Origin of the sequence: Pseudomonas sp. P135, assembly GCF_020312125.1 — a bacterium.
Classification (GTDB): domain Bacteria; phylum Pseudomonadota; class Gammaproteobacteria; order Pseudomonadales; family Pseudomonadaceae; genus Aquipseudomonas; species Aquipseudomonas fragariae.
On the sequence record NZ_JAGPYR010000001.1, the window covers coordinates 216561 to 235027 of the forward strand.

The following is an 18467-nucleotide window of genomic DNA, read 5'->3' on the forward strand; positions in this document are numbered from 1 at the left end:
AGCGCGTGGGGGTGCTGTTGCTACCCACCACGCGCCTGAAAAACGGTCAGGCCGTCAACGGCTCGGCCGAGCGTTCGATAGCACCTGCAAGCGTCTCGACGCTGGGATACTCGAAGAGCAGATTCAGCGACAGACGAGTGCCAAATTGCTTGCTCAGCCTCGACATGATCCGCATACCGGCCAACGAGTGTCCGCCGATGGAGAAGAAGTCTTCATTTCTACCCACGTCCGGCACGTTGAGGATGTGCGCCCAGACCTCGGCAATGGATTTTTCCAGAGCCGTCGACGGTCGCTCGCTGGTAACCCTTGCACGGCCGTTTTGAGTCGCCAGTTCAAGCAAGGCACGCTTGTCGACCTTGCCGCTCGCATTGACCGGCAGTTGCTCGATCACATGCACTTCGGCAGGCACCATGTAGTCGGGCAGGCATTCTCTCAACGCCACACGAATCTGTTGCTCATCCAGTGCAACGCTTCCGTCCAGACTGACGAAGGCGACCAGCTGTTTGTCCAGGTTCAATGTGCGCAGAATCAGTGAGCACGCTGTGACACCCGGCAATTGACGTATCGCCTGCTCGACCTCACCCGGTTCTATACGCAAGCCACGGATCTTTATCTGACTGTCACTGCGTCCAAGGAACTCGATACCGCGGCCCGGGGTCCAGCGCGCCAGATCACCGGTGCGGAAGAGTGTTTTGCCGGGGAACCGCTCCAGCGTCACAAACCGCTCCTGGCTCAGTTCCGGACGCTTGAGGTAGGCACCGGTGATCCCTGTGCCGCCGATGAATAACTCCCCTGGAACACCGGGCTCGGCAAGCTGCCCGAAAACATCCACGATGTAGGCATCGGCCTGTGCAATCGGCCATCCGATCAAGGGTTTGTCAGTCACTTGTTCGACCTTGTCCATGCTGTAGGCCGTGGTAAAGACCGTGCCTTCAGTCGGGCCGTAACAGATGGTGAGCGTCCCGGTGGAGCGTGCCAGCAAACTGCGCATGCTTTGCGGCGAAACAACGTCACCGCCGGTCAGTATATGCCTGACGCCAGCCATCGCCTGAGGATATTGATCGACCATCTCCTGGAACAATGCGGACGTCAGCCAGAGCACACTGACCTGCTGATTTTCCAGTGTGTGTGCCAGGTCATCCAGTCCGCCGGCTTCGCCAGGCTGAACCACCAACTGCGCGCCGTTCAGCAAGGCGCCCCAGATTTCAAAGGTCGACGCATCGAACGCGAGGGGCGCGAAAAACAGGAAGCGGTCGTCACCCTTGATATCGATATAGTCCGTACCCTTGACCAGACTCACCACCGCGCGGTGGGTACTGGCCGTGGCCTTCGGAGTGCCCGTGGAACCCGATGTAAACATGTAATAGCAGCGAGCATCCGCGCTGATGACAGGTTTGGCCAGCGGCGACACGCGTGGGTCGTCCTGCTCATTCACCAACTGCCCTATCAACAGTGTTGAGGTTGCATCACGTAAAGCCGGAGCACTCTCATCGATCAGTGCCCACTTGACGTCCGCCTCCTCCAGAAGCCAATTACGACGCTCTGCAGGCAATGCACAGTCGATCGAGAGGTAGCATGCACCGGCCTTGAGCACGCCCAACAGCGCCGCAACCAGCAATTCGGAGCGCATCATGCAGATGCCCACGACGTCACCCGGCTGCACGCCCTTGCGAAGCAATGTGTCGGCAACTTTGTCGGCGGATTCATTGAGCTGAGCGTACGTCAGCACTGCATCGCCGCACCGCACAGCGATGGCCTCGGGCTGTGTGGCCGCAAAGGCCTCGACGATGGCGTGCAGGGACGTTTCAGGATAGCTCGAGTCAAGCCCTTCACACTGTGTCTGAATGGCAGCCTGGTGCTCGGCCGATAGACTTTGCGCCAGCGTTTCGTCCAGTGATTCGCTGGCCTTTTCCAGCAACTGGACGTAATGCCCGGCCATTGAAGTGGCTGTTTCCTGAGCGAACAGATCAGCAGCATAGCCGAGTGACAACGAGGCCTTTGTGCTGGAACGGTCCAGGACGAATTCGAGAGGCGAGTGCAGACTGCCCGACGCGCCTCCCTGCTCTGCACGCGCGGAAACACCGTCGCAGAATACCGACTGTATCAATGACTGCGGCGCTCTTCCCGAGGCCGCAACACTGTCATCAAGCGCTTGTTCCAGACCCTGGGCAGAAGATGCGTGCCAGTGACGAGCCTGATCGCAGTGCTGTTGTGCGCGCAGGAAGACATCGGCAAACGTGTCATGCGCAGCGAGCGTCAACTTGAGTGGCAACGGTATGGCCAGACGCTGTCCATCGGCAGCAGTACCCAGACCGGCCACTACGGTTTGATGCCCGCCATAACGAGCCATGGTCACGGCATAGAGAGAAAAAAGCGCTGCTTCAGGTTCAATGTTGCGCTGCTCACACGCTTGAAACAGGCGCGCAAGGCTTTCATCCGGAAGAGGGATTTCATGACGCGCAAGCGGCCCGCTGACTGCGCGATTAAGCGCATGGTCAGGCAGAAGCCCCGAAGCTTCGAGGTCGAGTGATTGTTTCCAGAATTCCACACCAGGATTGACAGAAGAACTGCCTGACGGCGCGGCCAGCACAGCAGCCTTGCGTACATTGGCGAGACTTTCTGCAGGTTGCTCGAGCCAGGCGCCAGCCAGGTGAAGAAAATCGGCCATCAGCGCTCTGACATCTGCCTCTTTGGCGACAGCGGTGGAGTACTCAAGCATGAAGCGACCACCAGCGGCCGGGTTCACTTCGTCATCGAAAACGCAAATGACGTTGAGGTCGAATTTCGCAGAACCGTTTGCCAGCCCTTCCACCACCTCGACATCAATGTCCGCAAAGTCCAGGGTGCGGGACATGGAGTTATGAAAGCTGAAAGCAACCTGGATGTACGGCAATTGCTGAGTGACACGATCCGGACTCAGATCGGCAACCATTGTTGAAAACGGTACATGCGACTGCAGGCAAGCCGTGCGGATTTCTTCTTTCACGGCTGCCAGTAGAGGCGCCCAGGACGTATTCGCATCAATGTCGATGCGCAGCGGCAACATGTTGACCAGCATACCGATGGTGTTTTCGATGCCCGGCAAGTCACGGTTGGCGACGGCGGTGCCTATCAGCTGTTGCGTCTGACCCGAACGCGCCGCTACCACGCAGGCAAACAGCGAAAACATGGTCTCGAACAGGGTGGATTTATTTTCCGACCCATACGCCTGCAGTGCGCTGATCAACTTACCCGGCAGCGGCACCGACACCGAACTTCCGACAAAATCCAATGCGGCTTGCGCGTCCTTCTCTGCCGGAAACGGCGAATGCGTGTAGGCCGGCCAGGTTTCAAGACGTCCGTACCAGAAGTCTCGGCCTTGACGGCCTTCAGCCGAATCCAGCCAGTCGCGCTCCCATTGGCAGTAATCGATGAACTGGATCACCGGCTCAAGGGGCTCCTGATTCACGCGGCCCTTTTCTTCATTGTAAAAATGATTCAGCTCTTTGAGAAACAGCCGGAATGACCAGCCGTCATGAATGAGGTGGTGTTCGATATGCAGCAATACGTGGAACTGATCGCTGAATTTGAACAGTACCCAGCGAATCAGCGGAAGTTTCGCCACTTCGATCTTCTGGGCAATTTCAGCTTTCACAATAGAATTCATGTAGGTCTGCCGTACCGCTTCACTGCTGGCAGACAGGTCAACGATCGGAATGTTCACGGACCAGGCATCCTGGATAGTTTGCCGTGGTTCTCCGTCAACCTCATCAAAAACAGTGGACAGTGACTGATGGCGTTCAACCACCCTGCTCAGCGCACGTTCAAGCACGTTGATATCAAGGTTGCCGCGAATGTTCAGCATGGCCTGAAAGTTATAAGCAATACTCTCGGGTACTAACGTCTCAAGAAACCAGGCTTGCTCCTGAGACATGGAGAGTGGCCCTTCAGTACCGGTTATATGCTGTGCGCCGGCCCGCATAGCGAGATCTTGAGAGCGTGACGGTGCGGTATTATTTTTCTCAAAACTGTTCATGACGGCCTCGGATAACATATTGATCAGGTGACATCAACCTCGTAAAAAAACCGGTGTATCCGTTTTTGTTAGCGGTGATTGACTTCTTTAAAAAGACCACACGCCACCGCCAACTGTCTACCTGTAAAAAATAGCAGCTTACGCGGCTCCCCGCCCCTCTCTAGTCTATATAACGCCCTAATTACCAACGCATTGCAGAGCACAACCTGTCGAGGTAAACGATGCAGACCGTCCAACGATTTCACTGTACAAATGCACTAAAACTTGAACTGACGTGTCTTTATAAAAAGAATAACTGGCGATGGCTATTGGGGTGGTCGGGGGATGTTCTTGTCATTGCTTCCGCTGTCGCACTCACCCAATGGTCATTGTATGCTTACCCCCTCAGTGTGCTGATTATCGGTTCACGGCAACGCGCCCTTGCCTCTCTCGTTCATGAAGCAGCCCATTTAACCCTGACCCAAAGCCGCCGCCTCAATTATGCCATTGGCCACTACCTGACCGGATTACCCATCTTTCAGGATTACGAGGCTTATCGACATTCGCATGTGCACATGCATCACCATCATCTCGGTGACGCCGACAAGGACCCGGACTATCGTTACTATATTGAATCCGGGCTGCAGGCGACCGAAGATCGATTCGACTTCATGTTCAACCACCTGCTTAGAACCGTGCTGTTTCTGAATATATTCAGCTACCTGCGCTACCTCGTCATTCATCGGTTGGGCGCACTGTTGAAATCCCCTCGCAAAGCCCTGACACTGATCGCGGTACACGCTGTTTTATTCTCGCTTTTCTATGCCACCACGGGCGTGTACGGTTACTTGATGTTCTGGCTCGTTCCTTATCTGACGGCCTTTCAGGTCATCGGCTGGCTGTCGGAAGTTTCTGAACATTTTGGATTATTCGGCAGGGAGCAGGAGGCCTTGCGTATCACCCGCAACCGTTTTCCCTCCTGGTGGGAGAGGCTGTTTATCGGCATGCACGGGGACAACCTGCACCTGACCCATCACCTGTTCGCAGGCATCCCCTACTGGAACCTGCACAAGGCACACTCCATTCTCCTGCAAGACCCTGACTATGCCGAAGCCAATCTGGCCAAGGGTGGCATCATCTCGGGTCGTCGCGATACGCAATCGGTCATGCGCCAGATACTGAGTATTTATCGCCTGCAAAACAGACGTCATTCGCCATACGGCACTGCACCGCAGACACTGTGCGAACAGTCGGCACGAGAAGGTACGCAGACCACGAATGGCGATGACCGATAGCCATCGCGCGGGCATCCAGATGGGGTCAATGAGCATTCCGATCGGCCTCGCGCTGTGTCGGAATCGCACAAGAAGAATCCAGGCTCACTCAACGCGTTGACTGCCTTGGCGCCCGCCACTCAACCCAGTCGTCATGGGTTCCAAAAACCCCTTACAAAATTCCCATCTTGGTCAGTTGTATGCAGGCCTGGAGTTTGGTTCTGACACCCAACTTCGAGATGACATTGGAAATATGAAAATCTACCGTTCTTTTGGATATATTTAGAATGACGGCAATTTCATTACAGGTCTTGCCGATGGCTGTCCATATGTACACCTCCTTTTCACGGTCCGTAATAGTGAAGGTTTCGTCCGACTCATTTACGCCCATGACCAGGCCCGTCAACTTATGATGAAACTCACGAACCAGCGACTTCACCTCTGCCGCAAGACTGTACTCGCCTTGCGTACTTCCTGTTCCGGTTTCTTTATTTGCAAACCGCAGTAAACTGAATGCCTTCTCTTCGCCGAGGTAGAACGCCGTCATCCCGTCAGAGGTGGTACCGGCGTCGATCATTTCGCCGCGGTCATTTGATGATGTCGGCCTGTTCAGTAAACCGGTAAATAGTGGCTCAGAGCAAGCAACGTCCCAAATCGCATCCGCGACGTCCTGCCGCTCTGCGCAATGACTATTATTTTTCCCTGCCTCCGGACCGCTGACCAGAACAAAGCCATGTTGCCGTAACGCTGGCGCGTGATGATAAAAAAAATAGGTATAGTGATGAACACCCCGCTCACTTGCACTCTGTTCGAACTCCCATTCCAGCTTTTGTCTGCCGGTGCTTTTTTCATGGCCAACCGTATCACCGCGCAATGAAAGTGCCATCACTCTACTCCATGAACTACTTGAAATGGCTAACTCTCAAGTGAGAAGCCCATGCAAATTATGATAACTATGCACCACCCTTCACGCAACTTAAGTAACTCTCAGACTTTAAATACCGGCACATTGCCCCACACTATCACTCGCTTTGCGCGATTATAGTATTTCTTACGACATGTTATTAAGCCGCACACTAATAGCCCCGCCCGACAGAACAATATCTTGATGTTTCTGATAGGCGTCTCATAAAAACCTTAACTCTATCACCCTAAAAACTCTATTTTTCGCCCTTTTTTTCACCCCCTTGTCCCCCTTTTCCAGTGCAAGGCAACCTTGACCCGACACAAGCCGTTCAGCAAAGCAACCGCGCGCTGCGAAACGTTCAGCACAGAGCGAAGACACGTCACCAAGAAGAGGATGGATAACCTCATGTGTGTCTCAATGTGAAAACAACGAATTCCCCACCTTCCCCGCCATCTTCTCCGGCCTGATCAGAAACCGCGCCAGCGCAGGCAGCAGCCACAGTGCGCCGAACATGTTCCACAGCAGCATGAAGGTCAGCATCAGGCCCATGTCGGCCTGGAACTTGATCGCCGAGAAGATCCAGGTGCACACACCGATGGCCAGACACAGGCCAGTGAACAGCACGGCCTTGCCGGTGGATTTGAGGGTTTCGTAATAGGCTTCCTGCAATGGCAGTCCGGCGCGCAGGAAACTCTCGAGACGGCTGTAAATGTAGATGCCGTAATCGACGCCGATGCCAACGCCCAGCGCCACCACCGGCAGGGTCGCGACCTTGACGCCGATGCCCATGAAGGCCATCAGGGCGTTGCCCAGCACCGAGGTCAGCACCAGCGGCAGGACGATGCACAGCGTGGCGGCCCATGAGCGGAAGGTGATCATGCACATCGCGGCCACGCAGAGGTAGACCAGCAGCAGAATCACCCACTCGGACTGCCTGATCACTTCGTTGGTCGCGGCCTCGATGCCGGCATTGCCGGCGGCCAGCAGAAATTGCCGGTCCGGCGTATCGTTCTGTCTGGCGAAGTCCTGCACTGCATGCACCGCCCGGTCGAGGGTTTCGGCTTTATGGTCGTTGAGGAACACCAGCAGCGGCGCCAGCGAACAATCGGTGTTGTACAGGCCGTCGGCGCGGGCGATGGAGTTGTTCAGCACGTCTTTGTTACGCGACAGACTCTCCCATTTCAGGTTGCCCTCGTTCATGCCCTTGATCATCTGTCTCGACACCGTGACCAGGGAAATGGCCGACTGCACGCCCTGGGTGTTCTCCATCTTCCAGGCCAGCTCGTTGATCGCTGACATTGTCGAATACGCCGAGCAACCCTCGGGGCCTGTCTTGACCATGACCACCAGCACATCGGAACTGGTCGAGTAATGGTTGATGATGAACGCGTTGTCCCTGTTGTAACGCGAGTCGGGGCGCAGTTCGGGCGCGCCCTGATCCAGGTCGCCGATCTTCAGGTTCTGGCTATACCAAAGCCCCCCTCCGAAGGCCAGCAGCGCCAGCACAATCGACACCGGCGCGACTCTGGCGCTGGCAAAGTTCGCCAGCAATCGCCAGAAAGGATGCTCGGAGACCGCATCCTGCTTGCTGCGGCTCACTGCCTTTTTGCTGATGCCCACGTAGGAAATCGCCACCGGCAGCAGGATCAGGTTGGTGAACACGATCACCGCCACACCAATGGAAGCGCCGATGGCCAGCTCGCGGATCACCCCGATGTCGATAATCAGCAGCGTGATAAAGCCCACCGCATCGGCCAGAATCGCAATCATGCCGGGCAGAAACAGCTGACGAAACGTCCGCCGCGCAGCGGTCAGGGCGTTGTCGGCCTCGCTGGATTGCAGGGCAATACCGTTGATTTTCTGCACACCGTGAGAGATGCCGATGGCGAAAATCAGAAACGGCACCAGCATCGAATACGGGTCGATACCGAAGCCGACCACATGCATCAGCCCCAATTGCCAGATCACCGCGATCAGCGTGGTGCTCAGTACTGCCACCGTGCTGCGGATACACCGGGTGAACCAGATCAGCAGCACCAGCGTGATCAGAAAGGCGATGCCAAAGAACATCACCACCATGAACAGACCGTCGATCAGGTCGCCGACCTTCTTGGCGAAGCCGACGATGTGAATCCTGATGTCGGGGTTTTGCGCCTGATACTTGTCGCGGATCTTTTCTTCGAGCTGGTGGGAGAATTGCTGATAGTCCAGCGCCAGTAATTTGCCCTGGTCTGCCGGGTCCGGGTAGGACTCCTGCAGCGGAACATCAATGATGCTCGACCTGAAATCATTGGCGACCAGGCGCCCGACCTGTCCGGACTTGAGCACGTTGTTGCGCAACTGGTCCAGACTGGCCTCCGAGCCGTCGTAGCTCTGCGGGATCACCTCGCCTCCCGCAAAGCCCTCTTCCGTCACTTCGGTCCAGCGCACGCTGGGGCTCCACAGCGACTTGAGCCCGGAGCGGTCCACGCCGGGGATGTAAAACACTTCGTCGCTGATCTGGCGCAGGGTCTCCATGTACTCCTTGGAGAAGATGTCGCCGTCCACCGCTTCGACCGATATGCGCACCGTGTTACCAAGGTTCGCCAGATCGTTACGATGCTTGAGCATGTTCTGAACGAACGGATGAGACAGCGGGATCATCTTCTCGAAACTGGTGGAAGGCCGCACCTGCGTGGCCTGCCAGAACAGAAACAGGCTGGCCAGCAGGCAGAGGAGAATCACTGCCGGGCGATGGTTGAAAATCAGGCGTTCAAGGAAGGTTGCCTTTTCATCCGGATCTTGCGCGTGCTGGTGCGTGCTCATGCCTGAATATCCCGCCCTGAAAGGTCTTATTGTTGGGTCGTATCGGCGCCCGTCGACGAGGTGAGGCGAACGCCGCCCTGTCCTACCAGAATCAGATTGCCCTGAGAATTGCCGGTAACCCCGGCCAGCGAGATGCGATCAGGTCGATTGAAGACCGCGAATGTTTCCCCGTCATCGGTGCTGCGCATGACACTGCCGCCATTGCCGACCAGCACCAGCGAGCCATCGGCCAGCAGCGTAGCGCTGGCCAGGCCGAACTCGAGCGGCCCGCGCGCGCCCTTCAGTTCGATCGGCTGCCAGCTGTCACCAAAATCGCTGGAGCGAAACAGATTGCCGCGCAGACCATAGGCCAGCAACGTGGACGGCTGAGCCGTGCCGATCACGCCGAATAACGAGCCTTGATACGGGCCGGCGATTTTTTCCCAGGTCTGCCCCTCGTCGCGGGAGCGAAACATGCTGCCTGCTTCGCCGACAATAAACAGGCCGGCGTCCTTGACCTGAGCGATGCCGTTCAGGTGGTATTGGTCTTCGTTGTCCAGCCGGTCGCTGACATCTTCCCAGTGCTGCCCGCCATCGGCCGTGCTCAGCAGCAGGCCGTAGGCACCGATGGCCAGGCCGTTGTCGAGGTCCTTGAACCAGACATCCAGCAGCGGAGCCTCGCGCTTCAAGTCCTCGAACTGCTTGTTCCAGCTCTTGCCCCCATCGCTGCTGGCCAGTACCTGCGCGTCGTGACCGACCGCCCAGCCATGCTGTTCATCCACAAAAAATACGGCCGTCAACAACTGCCGGGTAGGCACGCGGGCCTGACTCCAGGTCTTGCCCTGATCATCGGAAAGCAGAATATGCCCATGGTCACCCACCACGACCAGCCGCGCCCCCGCATGGGCGACGTCCAGCAACAACGTGCGAGAGGCTTTGGCCGACTCGATGGCGTAAACAGGCGTATCTGCAGCGGCGGCAGGGGCTGGCGCCTCGGAACCGGCCATGGCTGGCAGCGCAAACACGGATGACGCAACGGCAGCCAGAAACATGCCCGCGCATAACCGGGTGCGACGATGGAAAGACTCACGCATGGACTTTTCCGCTCTTATTATTATCAGGTGGCTGTTATCGGGTGCGGGTGCCGGATAACTCATATCGATGTCGACGCCCGCAGCGCTATGGCGTTACCTGTCTGGAAGCTCGGCCATCCTAGGCAGCTTTGCAAATGCCTGACAATCGACATGTCGTTATCTTTTGTTAAGCGTGCTGAATGTGATTGATGAAACATAACGACGGTTGATCGGACAGATTGACCAGACGCCGGTCAGCGAATGCTCCTGCGCCGCAAGGCCGCTGGTTTGAAGGCGTTCACGCTGGGTACCGGCTGAGAGAAGTCACTGGTGCCAGGCTCCTGATTGTCGAGGTTCTGCACGTGATAACGCCGCGCCTGCAAGTCATGGAAAACGTCCAGTGCGGACCAGGTGGTCGGCAGTTCGTAATAGTTCTTCAGGTACGCCATGGAGACGCGCCACAACTGCCCCCGAGCGTCGTACTGATCGACGATTGCAGCCTGCCAACTGTCCTCGTCCAGGTACAGCGTGCGTCTTGAATAGACATGACGCGCGGTCGGTTTGAGCGTGCCCTCCACCACCCATACGCGATGCAGCTCATGGCGCGTATAGGCCGGGTTAAGATGCCCTACCTGCAATAATTGGCGATAGGTAATGTCAGGACTGGAAATCCGGTAGTTGTTGTAGGGAATATAGACCTCGCGTTTGCCCAGTAACCTCCAGTCGTAACGATCCGGCGAGCCATTGAACATGTCGGTGTCGTCGGCCGTGCGCAAGCCTTCAGAGGCCGGGATCGGCATGTCGTAAGCCAGACTCGGCGCGCGGCGTACCCGACGCTGCCGCGCACTGTAGGTCCACGCCTGCCGCGGCTCCTGGATCTGGTCCAGTGTTTCGTGGACCAGCACGGCAGAACCGGCCATGCGCGTCGGGCACTGGATAAACGACAGGTAATAGAACAGCACGTTATCCAGACTGGCAAAGCTGCCCGCAGGATCATAGAAACGAAACAGCACTTCCTGACGCGAAGTGTTCAGTTTGAAACTGCCGTCGCGCTGTATGGCAACTTCCGAAGTACGTCGCACCGCATAATGGCCGCGATACCGTGCAATGTGGTTCCACACGGCCTGAATGCCCTTTTCCGGAAGCGGAAATGGAATGCCGCCGTAGGCATCGACAAAACCGTTGCCGCCGCCGATCAACCGGGCTTTCTGCGCATTGCGGCGGGTGTTGTCGTAGACCCATTGCGGCGCCGATCCGGAACGTCGCGTGGGGTATACCGGCATCCGGTAGCTGTCGGGGTAGGTGTCGAACATCGCTACCTGCCCAGGCGTCAGGCGCGTGCGGTAGTGCTGCATATTGGCGTGAGTAATGGTGAACAGGGGTTTGTCAGCGGAATACGGATCGACATGCCGAGTGCCCGAGCCTTTGTACCCGGGCGGGGGCCGGGTGATTCCGCCTGTCCAGGGTGGAATGGTCCCCGTGGCATTACCTGCCATCTCGCCTCCCAGTGGGGTCAAACGACTCCCGAGCAACGTGGCATCCACTGCCTGGCAGGTGTCGATCGCGAACAGCAGCGTCAGCGCGCCGCCCAGCCGAAGTTTCATGAGCATGTGGGCTCTCCTTGCATGGCCACGTCGGGACGCGTGTCTGGCGTCCAGGCCGGGAATAGTTCCGTGTAAACGGCAGGTTGTAAGGGCGACACGGTTATTGACGTTCGGCCAATAACCGTTTGTTTAACAGGCAAACCGAATTGCCCACGTATTCTTACCGCGAACAGGTTATCTATCGGGAATATGTCTGTAGGAAACTTCACAGAACAAGAAGAATCGACAACGCGCTGTTAAACACCAATGAAGCAGGCACCCGGAATAGCCCACAGTAATGCAACGTGAATGCCAACAGGCGATAAAGAACAGATCACACCTTATATAAGGTACAGATCTGAAACGTCGTGCCCCCGCGTTATGACCAGGATTAAAAACAACAACATCGTCTGTTTGATTGTCAGACAGCACACTCATAAAACCACTTATTATCGCTGCTTGATGGCGGGTATATGAACGTGTGGTAACAACAAGAGTGTTACTTGCTTCAAGCCAGTAACACCGGGTGATGACAGGCAGGGCTCAGTCGATGACGACGTGTGGCAGGAAGCGGCTGGTGTCCTTGGTGATCAGGCTGTCGTCTTCACGAATGCCGATCCCGGACGCAAGATCGCCGATGACCCAGGAGCCGATCAGCGTGTAGCTGTCGCCGAATCGCGGAAGCGGCGAGTACGCCTGCAGAATGTAGGGCGCATCGGTGTAGGGCCCATCGACCGAGATCACCTGATCGCCAGGCGTGCGCATTTCGATATTGGCGCCCTCACGGGAAAAGTACGGTTTGCGTACCCAGCCTTTGGGGACCGCTTTGTTCGCGTCCTGGTCGACATGCGCGGGCAGCAGGTTCGGATGGCCTTCGTTGAACTGCCACAACAACGGCAGAATACCCTTGTTGCTGAGAATCGCCTTCCACGCCGGTTCGACAAACTGAGTGCCGCTCGCTGACACGTGCTGACCGAATTCCTCGTGAAAGATATGCTCCCACGCGTGCAGCTTGAACAAGCGCTCGATCCAGCGCCCGTCCAGATCGACAAAACGCCCGTCAGCGCCGAGCCCGATGTCTTCGATATCGATATGCCTCGCATCGATGCCGACGTGTGCCGCCATACGCCGCAGAAAATCGGTGGTGCCCCGGTCTTCGATGGAACCGGACATCGCCGAGAAGTAGAACGGAGTCGTACCGGGAAACTCGGCAAAGGCCCGAACCAGATCCTCGGCAATCGAGTTGAACTGGGTGGCATGCGCAGGCAGCACGCCGCGCGCCATCTGCTCTTCCAGCCAGAGCAGTTGCACCGCCCCGGCTTCCATCAGACTGGTCGGCGTATCGGCATTGATTTCGTACATCTTTGCCGGGCCCGTGCCGTCGTAGGCAAAATCGAAGCGTCCGTACAGATGCGGATGTCCCTCCTTCCATGAGCTCTGGATCAGGTCGAAGAACGCTTCCGGGATCGCCAGTTGATGGAGCAGCGCTTCGCTGTCCACCACTCGCGCCACGGCATCCATGCACATCTGGTGAAGCTCCTGGGTGGGCGCTTCAAGATCGCGGGTAATCTGCTGTTCGCTGAACAGGTAATACCCGCGCTCGTCCCAGTAACGCTCGCCATCGATGGTGTGAAAGTTGAACCCTTCACGCTCGGCGGTGGTGCGCCAGTCCGGACGTTCCTCGATGCTGATCTTTTTCATGCCGCGAACCGTCAGCCTCCGAAACTGCTGCTGCCACTGCTGCTCTTGCCGCCCCAGCCACTGCGTGCCGAGGCCTGGCTGCCGAAGCCGCCGCGCGAGATGGTCGATGACACCGAAGACGAGCCGGAACCCGAGCTGCCCAGGTTGCGCCCCAGGGTGCTCTTGCCGTAGCTGCGATCCGGGCTGGATTGCGCCTGGGTCGAGCGCCCGAAGGTCTTGCCGCGATCGATCTGACTCGGCAGGGACGAGCTGTAATAACCGCCCCGGTCATCGCGCGTCTGGTAAATGGGCTGCGAGTAATAGCGGTTATTGCCGAAGCCGTTGCTGAGCAGATTGCCGATCAGCAGGCCGGCCATCAGCCCGGTGGTGCCGCTCATGCCCGACGGAGCAGACTGGGTGACTTCCTGATTGGCGCGGTCCAGCGCCTCTTTCGGCACTTGCCCGGAAAAGCCCAGTTCGAAGCCGCCGAGTTTAGGCATGTACTTGCCGTCAGAGGTGACCTGGCAATAATCCGGGACGAAGTCCGCGTCGCAGGACGCCTTGTCATCATAGGTCGGCGCAATGCGGCGATGGTCGGACAGCGCCTGCATGTAGGCATCCGAACAGATATTTACCGGCACCTTGGCATCGACGCATTCCTGCACCGAACTGAAATTGGCCTTGGCGTTGACGGTGTCCTTTTTCTCGGACGGACCGCAACCGGCAAGGGCCAGCGGCAGCGCACCGGCGAGTACCAGTTTTACTGAACTACGTCTCATCGTGAGTCTCCTTGTTCAAGGCTGCCGTCAGACCGACGGGGTCATGCAGGCCGCGTTGAGAAGACCGACGCTGATCGCGACGCTGGCCGAATAGATGGCTGCCGCCATTTCACCCTTGGCGATACGCGTCGACAGGCCCTTGAGCACCAGGCTGGTAACGCCGAACGCCAGCAGTTGCACGACGGCGGCGATCACTGCCCAGACGACCACGTCCAGAATGCTGATGCTGTAGCTGATAATGTTACTGGCCGGCAGCGCGAAACCGATCAGCGAGCCACCGAGGGCAACTGCCGCTGCGCTGTTATTCTCGCGAATCAGCGCAAATTCCTTGTGCGGCGTGATCCGGCTGTAGATGAGCTGGAACAGCGCGAACAGAATCGCCGCCACCAGGATGTACATGACGAAGCCGAATACAGCAGTGGCATTGAGCGACATACGCAGCGCGTCGATCATGAGGATTTCCTTGTCAAAGAACGTTGATATCAGTGGATTGCAGCGTTATGCCGACCGCCGTGGTGAGCGTGATGCTGCCCTCCTCGTCTTCCTCTACGGAAAACAGCAGAAACTCACGGCGGTTGATCAGTCCTGTTTCGCGGGCGTACAGCATGCTCAGGTGCTTGACACGATAAGTCGCGTCAGGACTGACGATGTTTTCATCGAGTGGCGTCAGCTCGGTCTGGCCGGGTGAAGTCCCCCATTGCCGCTCGAAGACCTCGCCATCGTGCTCGTAGGTCGGCAGGCCGATCTTCGACGACGGGCCGGTCAGGCGCAGCAACTCATCCTCGCTGGTGATCGGCTCGGCGCCGTAGTAGCCGAACAGGATGATGTCCTGTACGTCTTCCGGGTTGGGGCCAGTGCTGACCACTTGCAGAAAATAGTCCTCGTTATCGAGGTAGAAACGATGCAGCGCCATGGACTGGCCGAGATCGATATGCCCCACGGACCAGACCTTTTCATCGCCCGGAACGACCACTTCCGAGTGACCGTCGAGCAACAGTTTCAGCGAACTGTCCAGGCACAGCATCCGTCCGGACGCCAGCCCCAGCGGACTGACCGTGCTGACCGGTTGTGTGCCGTCCCGGCCTGATGCCTTGGGGGCTTCCAGGCCCATGGCCCGTTTGAACCAACTCATAATCCGTTTCCTTGCAGTGACGGGTGACGATATATAACGCTCTTCAAGCGCAACAGGCGCACTGCCTGCGAGCGCGAGACTGACTCATTTCTGCGCCAGCAATGCCCTGGAATGCATCAGCCAGGCCACACAAACGCCTGCAAGTGCACCCGCGATATGTGATTCGAACGACACACCGGCCACCGGAACGAAGCCGAACACCAGCCCGCTGTAAGCGGCCAGCACCAGCAGCGCGATCAGCACACTGGCGATACTGCGCTGATACCACGCCCGCGCCAGCAGATAAGCCCACAAACCAAAAATCAGACCGCTTGCGCCGACATGAATATTGCTGCGACCGAAGCTCCAGACCAGCAAACCGCCCAGCAGGCAGACCAGCCCGGCGACCCATGCATACCGCCTGACACCCTCGGTCGCCACCAGCCAGCTCAGCACAATGAACGGCAACAGATTGCTGAGCAAGTGCTGAATCGACCCGTGCAAAAAGGGGGCAAACACAATGCCGCGCAACCCGGTGAGGCTGCGCGGCATGATACCGAACTGCAGCAGACTGTTGCTGGTCATCGAGTTGATTGCCTGTACCGCAATCAACACGGCCGACAGGACGAGGATGACCTTGAGTCGTCGGGAAAACGCCATGCACCACCCTCGCCTGCCTTGTTGCAGCGCTTACTGAGCCGGCGTCTGACTTTTAGCTTTCAGGCGCGCCAGTACATCTTGCGCACCGCCGCTTTTGGCACCGATTCCGGCATCCTGCAGACGACGCTCCAGATCGCTGCCGCTGGACTGGGTGGCCAGCTCTTCAGCCGCTTCGAGCTTGGCGTCCTGTTCATCCTGGCGCTGCTTGAGACGTGCCAGCGAGCCGACTGCGGTTTCGACGGCGCCGCTGGCACCACCGGTTGCAGTAGCCGTTGCAACGCGGGCCTTTTGCACGGTTTCACGGGCCTTGGCCATCTCGACCTGCTGCTTGAGGCTCTTGATTCGCGATTCGGCCTTGATCACCTGATCCTGCAGCAGGTTGACCTGCTTGCTGAACTGGTCGGCCAGTTCCTGCTCCTGATCACGCAGGGCTTCGATTTCGGCGATCTTGTTCGCGCATTCTACGGCCAGGGCTTCTTCACCCTTGTTCAGGGCCTGCATGGCGCGGCCTTCCCAGTTGGCAATGCTGGTAGCGTGCTCTTCAAGACGCTGTGCCGAAAGTTTGTGCTTGGCCTTGATGGTGATCAGCCCGTCGCGGGCCTTGACCAGCGCGTTCTCGGCGTCGCGGATTTCCTGGTCCAGAATGCGGATGGCATTGGCGTCGGCAATCGACTCGCCCACTTCGGAAGCGCCGCCACGAACAGCGGTCACCAGTTTTTTCCAGATACTTGTAGTCATGAATGTTCTCCGCCTGACAGCGCTGTTCAGTAGATGAAATGATCTTCAAAAGCATCGGCCGCACGGATCACGTTGTCCGCGAGGGTGAGAATTTCCTGCACCACGACCGTGAGCGACGATGCCGCGCTCAATGCGCCGAACAGGCAGTAGACTTCCTGACCGCCGCCCAGCTTTTCGATGCCGACCGACGACAGCGGAAACAGGTCGCGGCTGCGCAGGACAACGTCGTTGAACGCTTGCACGTTCTTGATCTTGTTCACTTCGATCAAGGTCGCGTCGGCGAGAATCTGCTCGCCTTCTACGGCGATGTAGATCGGCAGGTCGCCGTAGTCAGCCATGGTCAGCCTGATCCCCGAGGCATCGCCCTCGGTCACGTCGAGCTCGATCTTGCCGTTCGTCACCAGTTCCAGTTCGCTGAGTGCCTTCTGCAGAGAGCTGATGGTCCAGTGGGTATTCTCGGTCATGAAGTCCTCCAGTTTTATTCTGTCGCCCAAAAAGGGCTGTCTTAAGGCTTTTTCGATACCCCGCAGGGCATCGACATTTTCCGGCCGGATCCAGAATTCGCGCTTCACCAGCCCCGCCTCCTTGAGCCGCAGGCGCATTTCACGCATGTAATCGGTGGAACTCTTGGAAACCTTGGCCGGGACCGCTGCGTTATCGCCCTGGGTTTTACGAGGCATTGGCGCTTCCCCTTGCTGCTGGCCGTGAATCAGGTAAGCAACGTAGCAGATGTTTCTGAAGATAGATATGCATCACATGTGAGATTTTTTATAGGAAGGACCGTCCTTTTTGAATAGCACTACGCCGCAGCACTCTGTACGTGCTGATTGATCGCGAGGAGGTAAAGCCCTGACCGTGCAACTGCTGACCGCAGGCACCCGTATTGGCAACTTATTTCAGCGCCAACGTCATTTGAAAACGCCCGAGCGGGCGGAAGGTTCGAACAAGGTTAGAGACAGGAAGGCGGGGAAGAAAAGACCTTCCTGTCGATGGTGTGACCCAGCCTGGTCGTTAACGGACTTGGGGTATCCAGTCGTTGATAGCGGCATTCTTATTGTGAACCTGCATACCTACCGATTCGCCACGAATAAGAAATGCCTCGGCCCCCATAAGCGAGACGATATTATTCTTGAACGTGTTCAGTGCCTGCTGCCTCTCGTTGATGGAAGTGTTGGCTTTATCAAGAAAACCGCCGAGGTACATTTCAATATTACTCACGTACATTCCGGATACGCCATGCGGGGCCAGCCCGGCCAACTCTGTTGCGCTGTCACTGGCCATATCTGCCTGGACGATGCTGACGCCTCCGCGATGCAGGCGCTGCTTTAACGAGTCGAATGACAGATGCTCCTGATTGCGTTGTATCAATAGTTCAAGATGATCTGCATAGCCGGACTTATGCTGGCGTTTCACCTCTCTCAACCATGCCTCTTGACTGCCAGATGATTGAGCAATTGCGAGGACTGATTGCACGCCGGCAAGGTGTGCCTTATCCAGGTCGGCGACAATAACATTACCGTGCCCTTGCCCCATTGCAGCAAGGACTGCCATTGAGTTTGCTACGGATATAACGTCGCCCTGGAACGTCGCGTTGCTTAGAAGGCAAGGAATCTGATTGGCGGCCTTGGTACCCACATAATCAGTGACCTTTGTGGTGTTGGCCCTTACATTTAAATTATCATGCAAACCATACGATTTTACGCCCTCAGAACCTTCATAGGATGCGGAACTTTGAACATTATATGACGACGATCCGGTATTGATCCTGAACACTTTTCACCTTATTTAAAGTCAGTTTAACGGGAGTGAGCGAAAGTACTTTTTCCGCACCAGGCACCGCTGAAAACAGACCTCCGTGATCTTGATTACTTTCAAGACAGGACG

At 57.1% G+C, this 18467-nt stretch carries 14 protein-coding genes; 1 reads left to right on the forward strand and 13 read right to left on the reverse strand.

Annotation, left to right across the window (positions count from 1 at the left end):
- Window positions 1-46: 46 nt before the first annotated feature.
- Entirely contained in the window at window positions 47-3913 is a 3867-nt protein-coding gene (locus KBY08_RS00860; protein WP_231992722.1) for a non-ribosomal peptide synthetase, read from the reverse strand.
- A 323-nt stretch (window positions 3914-4236) separates the two neighbouring features.
- On the opposite strand from KBY08_RS00860, the gene gntB reads away from it, so the two are divergent.
- Window positions 4237-5289 (forward strand): guanitoxin biosynthesis L-arginine gamma (S) hydroxylase, encoded by a 1053-nt coding sequence (gntB, locus tag KBY08_RS00865; protein WP_024660149.1) that lies wholly within the window; start codon window positions 4237-4239, stop codon window positions 5287-5289.
- A gap of 151 nt (window positions 5290-5440) precedes the next feature.
- On the opposite strand, the gene KBY08_RS00870 is transcribed toward gntB, so the two are convergent.
- From KBY08_RS00870 to KBY08_RS00925, 12 genes are all read right to left on the reverse strand, one after another.
- Window positions 5441-6154 (reverse strand): LuxR C-terminal-related transcriptional regulator, encoded by a 714-nt coding sequence (locus KBY08_RS00870; RefSeq protein WP_032657434.1) that lies wholly within the window; start codon window positions 6152-6154, stop codon window positions 5441-5443.
- Window positions 6155-6589: 435 nt separating this feature from the next.
- Complete coding sequence (locus KBY08_RS00875) at window positions 6590-8980, reverse strand: efflux RND transporter permease subunit (protein ID WP_032657431.1); 2391 nt, start codon at window positions 8978-8980, stop codon at window positions 6590-6592.
- A 26-nt stretch (window positions 8981-9006) separates the two neighbouring features.
- Complete coding sequence (locus tag KBY08_RS00880; protein WP_162496828.1) at window positions 9007-10053, reverse strand: YCF48-related protein; 1047 nt, start codon at window positions 10051-10053, stop codon at window positions 9007-9009.
- Window positions 10054-10286: 233 nt separating this feature from the next.
- Window positions 10287-11642, reverse strand: a complete 1356-nt coding sequence (locus KBY08_RS00885; RefSeq protein ID WP_011267182.1) for a DUF1329 domain-containing protein — start codon at window positions 11640-11642, stop codon at window positions 10287-10289.
- Window positions 11643-12158: 516 nt separating this feature from the next.
- Window positions 12159-13316 (reverse strand): glutathionylspermidine synthase family protein, encoded by a 1158-nt coding sequence (locus KBY08_RS00890; RefSeq protein WP_003406507.1) that lies wholly within the window; start codon window positions 13314-13316, stop codon window positions 12159-12161.
- Window positions 13317-13327: 11 nt separating this feature from the next.
- The gene (locus tag KBY08_RS00895; protein ID WP_011267181.1) at window positions 13328-14074 is read right to left on the reverse strand and encodes a DUF1190 domain-containing protein; all 747 of its coding nucleotides are present in this window, start codon (window positions 14072-14074) and stop codon (window positions 13328-13330) included.
- A 27-nt stretch (window positions 14075-14101) separates the two neighbouring features.
- A complete protein-coding gene (locus KBY08_RS00900) occupies window positions 14102-14527 on the reverse strand; it encodes a DUF350 domain-containing protein (protein ID WP_024660145.1) in 426 nt (141 codons plus the stop codon).
- Window positions 14528-14540: 13 nt separating this feature from the next.
- Window positions 14541-15206 carry a DUF2491 family protein gene (locus tag KBY08_RS00905; RefSeq protein ID WP_011267179.1) on the reverse strand — a complete coding sequence of 222 codons (666 nt, stop codon included), beginning with the start codon at window positions 15204-15206 and terminating at the stop codon, window positions 14541-14543.
- An 84-nt stretch (window positions 15207-15290) separates the two neighbouring features.
- The gene (locus KBY08_RS00910; protein WP_024660143.1) at window positions 15291-15845 is read right to left on the reverse strand and encodes a rhomboid family intramembrane serine protease; all 555 of its coding nucleotides are present in this window, start codon (window positions 15843-15845) and stop codon (window positions 15291-15293) included.
- Between the two features lie 30 nt (window positions 15846-15875).
- Complete coding sequence (locus KBY08_RS00915; RefSeq protein WP_003406498.1) at window positions 15876-16583, reverse strand: PspA/IM30 family protein; 708 nt, start codon at window positions 16581-16583, stop codon at window positions 15876-15878.
- 26 nt (window positions 16584-16609) lie between these two features.
- On the reverse strand, window positions 16610-17263 hold the full coding sequence (locus KBY08_RS00920) for a YjfI family protein (protein ID WP_003346660.1): 654 nt from the start codon (window positions 17261-17263) through the stop codon (window positions 16610-16612).
- Window positions 17264-17594: 331 nt separating this feature from the next.
- Entirely contained in the window at window positions 17595-18356 is a 762-nt protein-coding gene (locus KBY08_RS00925) for a hypothetical protein (RefSeq protein WP_225650784.1), read from the reverse strand.
- Window positions 18357-18467 lie beyond the last annotated feature (111 nt).

What these genes read in the sequence shown, in the direction of transcription:
- KBY08_RS00900 (WP_024660145.1), bottom strand. Translation starts at nt 14,527, where the DNA reads ATGATCGACGCGCTGCGTATGTCGCTCAATGCCACTGCTGTATTCGGC.
- KBY08_RS00885 (WP_011267182.1), bottom strand. Translation starts at nt 11,642, where the DNA reads ATGCTCATGAAACTTCGGCTGGGCGGCGCGCTGACGCTGCTGTTCGCG.
- KBY08_RS00890 (WP_003406507.1), bottom strand. Translation starts at nt 13,316, where the DNA reads ATGAAAAAGATCAGCATCGAGGAACGTCCGGACTGGCGCACCACCGCC.
- KBY08_RS00880 (WP_162496828.1), bottom strand. Translation starts at nt 10,053, where the DNA reads ATGCGTGAGTCTTTCCATCGTCGCACCCGGTTATGCGCGGGCATGTTT.
- KBY08_RS00860 (WP_231992722.1), bottom strand. Translation starts at nt 3,913, where the DNA reads ATGTCTCAGGAGCAAGCCTGGTTTCTTGAGACGTTAGTACCCGAGAGT.
- gntB (WP_024660149.1), top strand. Translation starts at nt 4,237, where the DNA reads ATGCAGACCGTCCAACGATTTCACTGTACAAATGCACTAAAACTTGAA.
- KBY08_RS00895 (WP_011267181.1), bottom strand. Translation starts at nt 14,074, where the DNA reads ATGAGACGTAGTTCAGTAAAACTGGTACTCGCCGGTGCGCTGCCGCTG.
- KBY08_RS00915 (WP_003406498.1), bottom strand. Translation starts at nt 16,583, where the DNA reads ATGACTACAAGTATCTGGAAAAAACTGGTGACCGCTGTTCGTGGCGGC.
- KBY08_RS00920 (WP_003346660.1), bottom strand. Translation starts at nt 17,263, where the DNA reads ATGCCTCGTAAAACCCAGGGCGATAACGCAGCGGTCCCGGCCAAGGTT.
- KBY08_RS00905 (WP_011267179.1), bottom strand. Translation starts at nt 15,206, where the DNA reads ATGAGTTGGTTCAAACGGGCCATGGGCCTGGAAGCCCCCAAGGCATCA.
- KBY08_RS00870 (WP_032657434.1), bottom strand. Translation starts at nt 6,154, where the DNA reads ATGGCACTTTCATTGCGCGGTGATACGGTTGGCCATGAAAAAAGCACC.
- KBY08_RS00875 (WP_032657431.1), bottom strand. Translation starts at nt 8,980, where the DNA reads ATGAGCACGCACCAGCACGCGCAAGATCCGGATGAAAAGGCAACCTTC.
- KBY08_RS00910 (WP_024660143.1), bottom strand. Translation starts at nt 15,845, where the DNA reads ATGGCGTTTTCCCGACGACTCAAGGTCATCCTCGTCCTGTCGGCCGTG.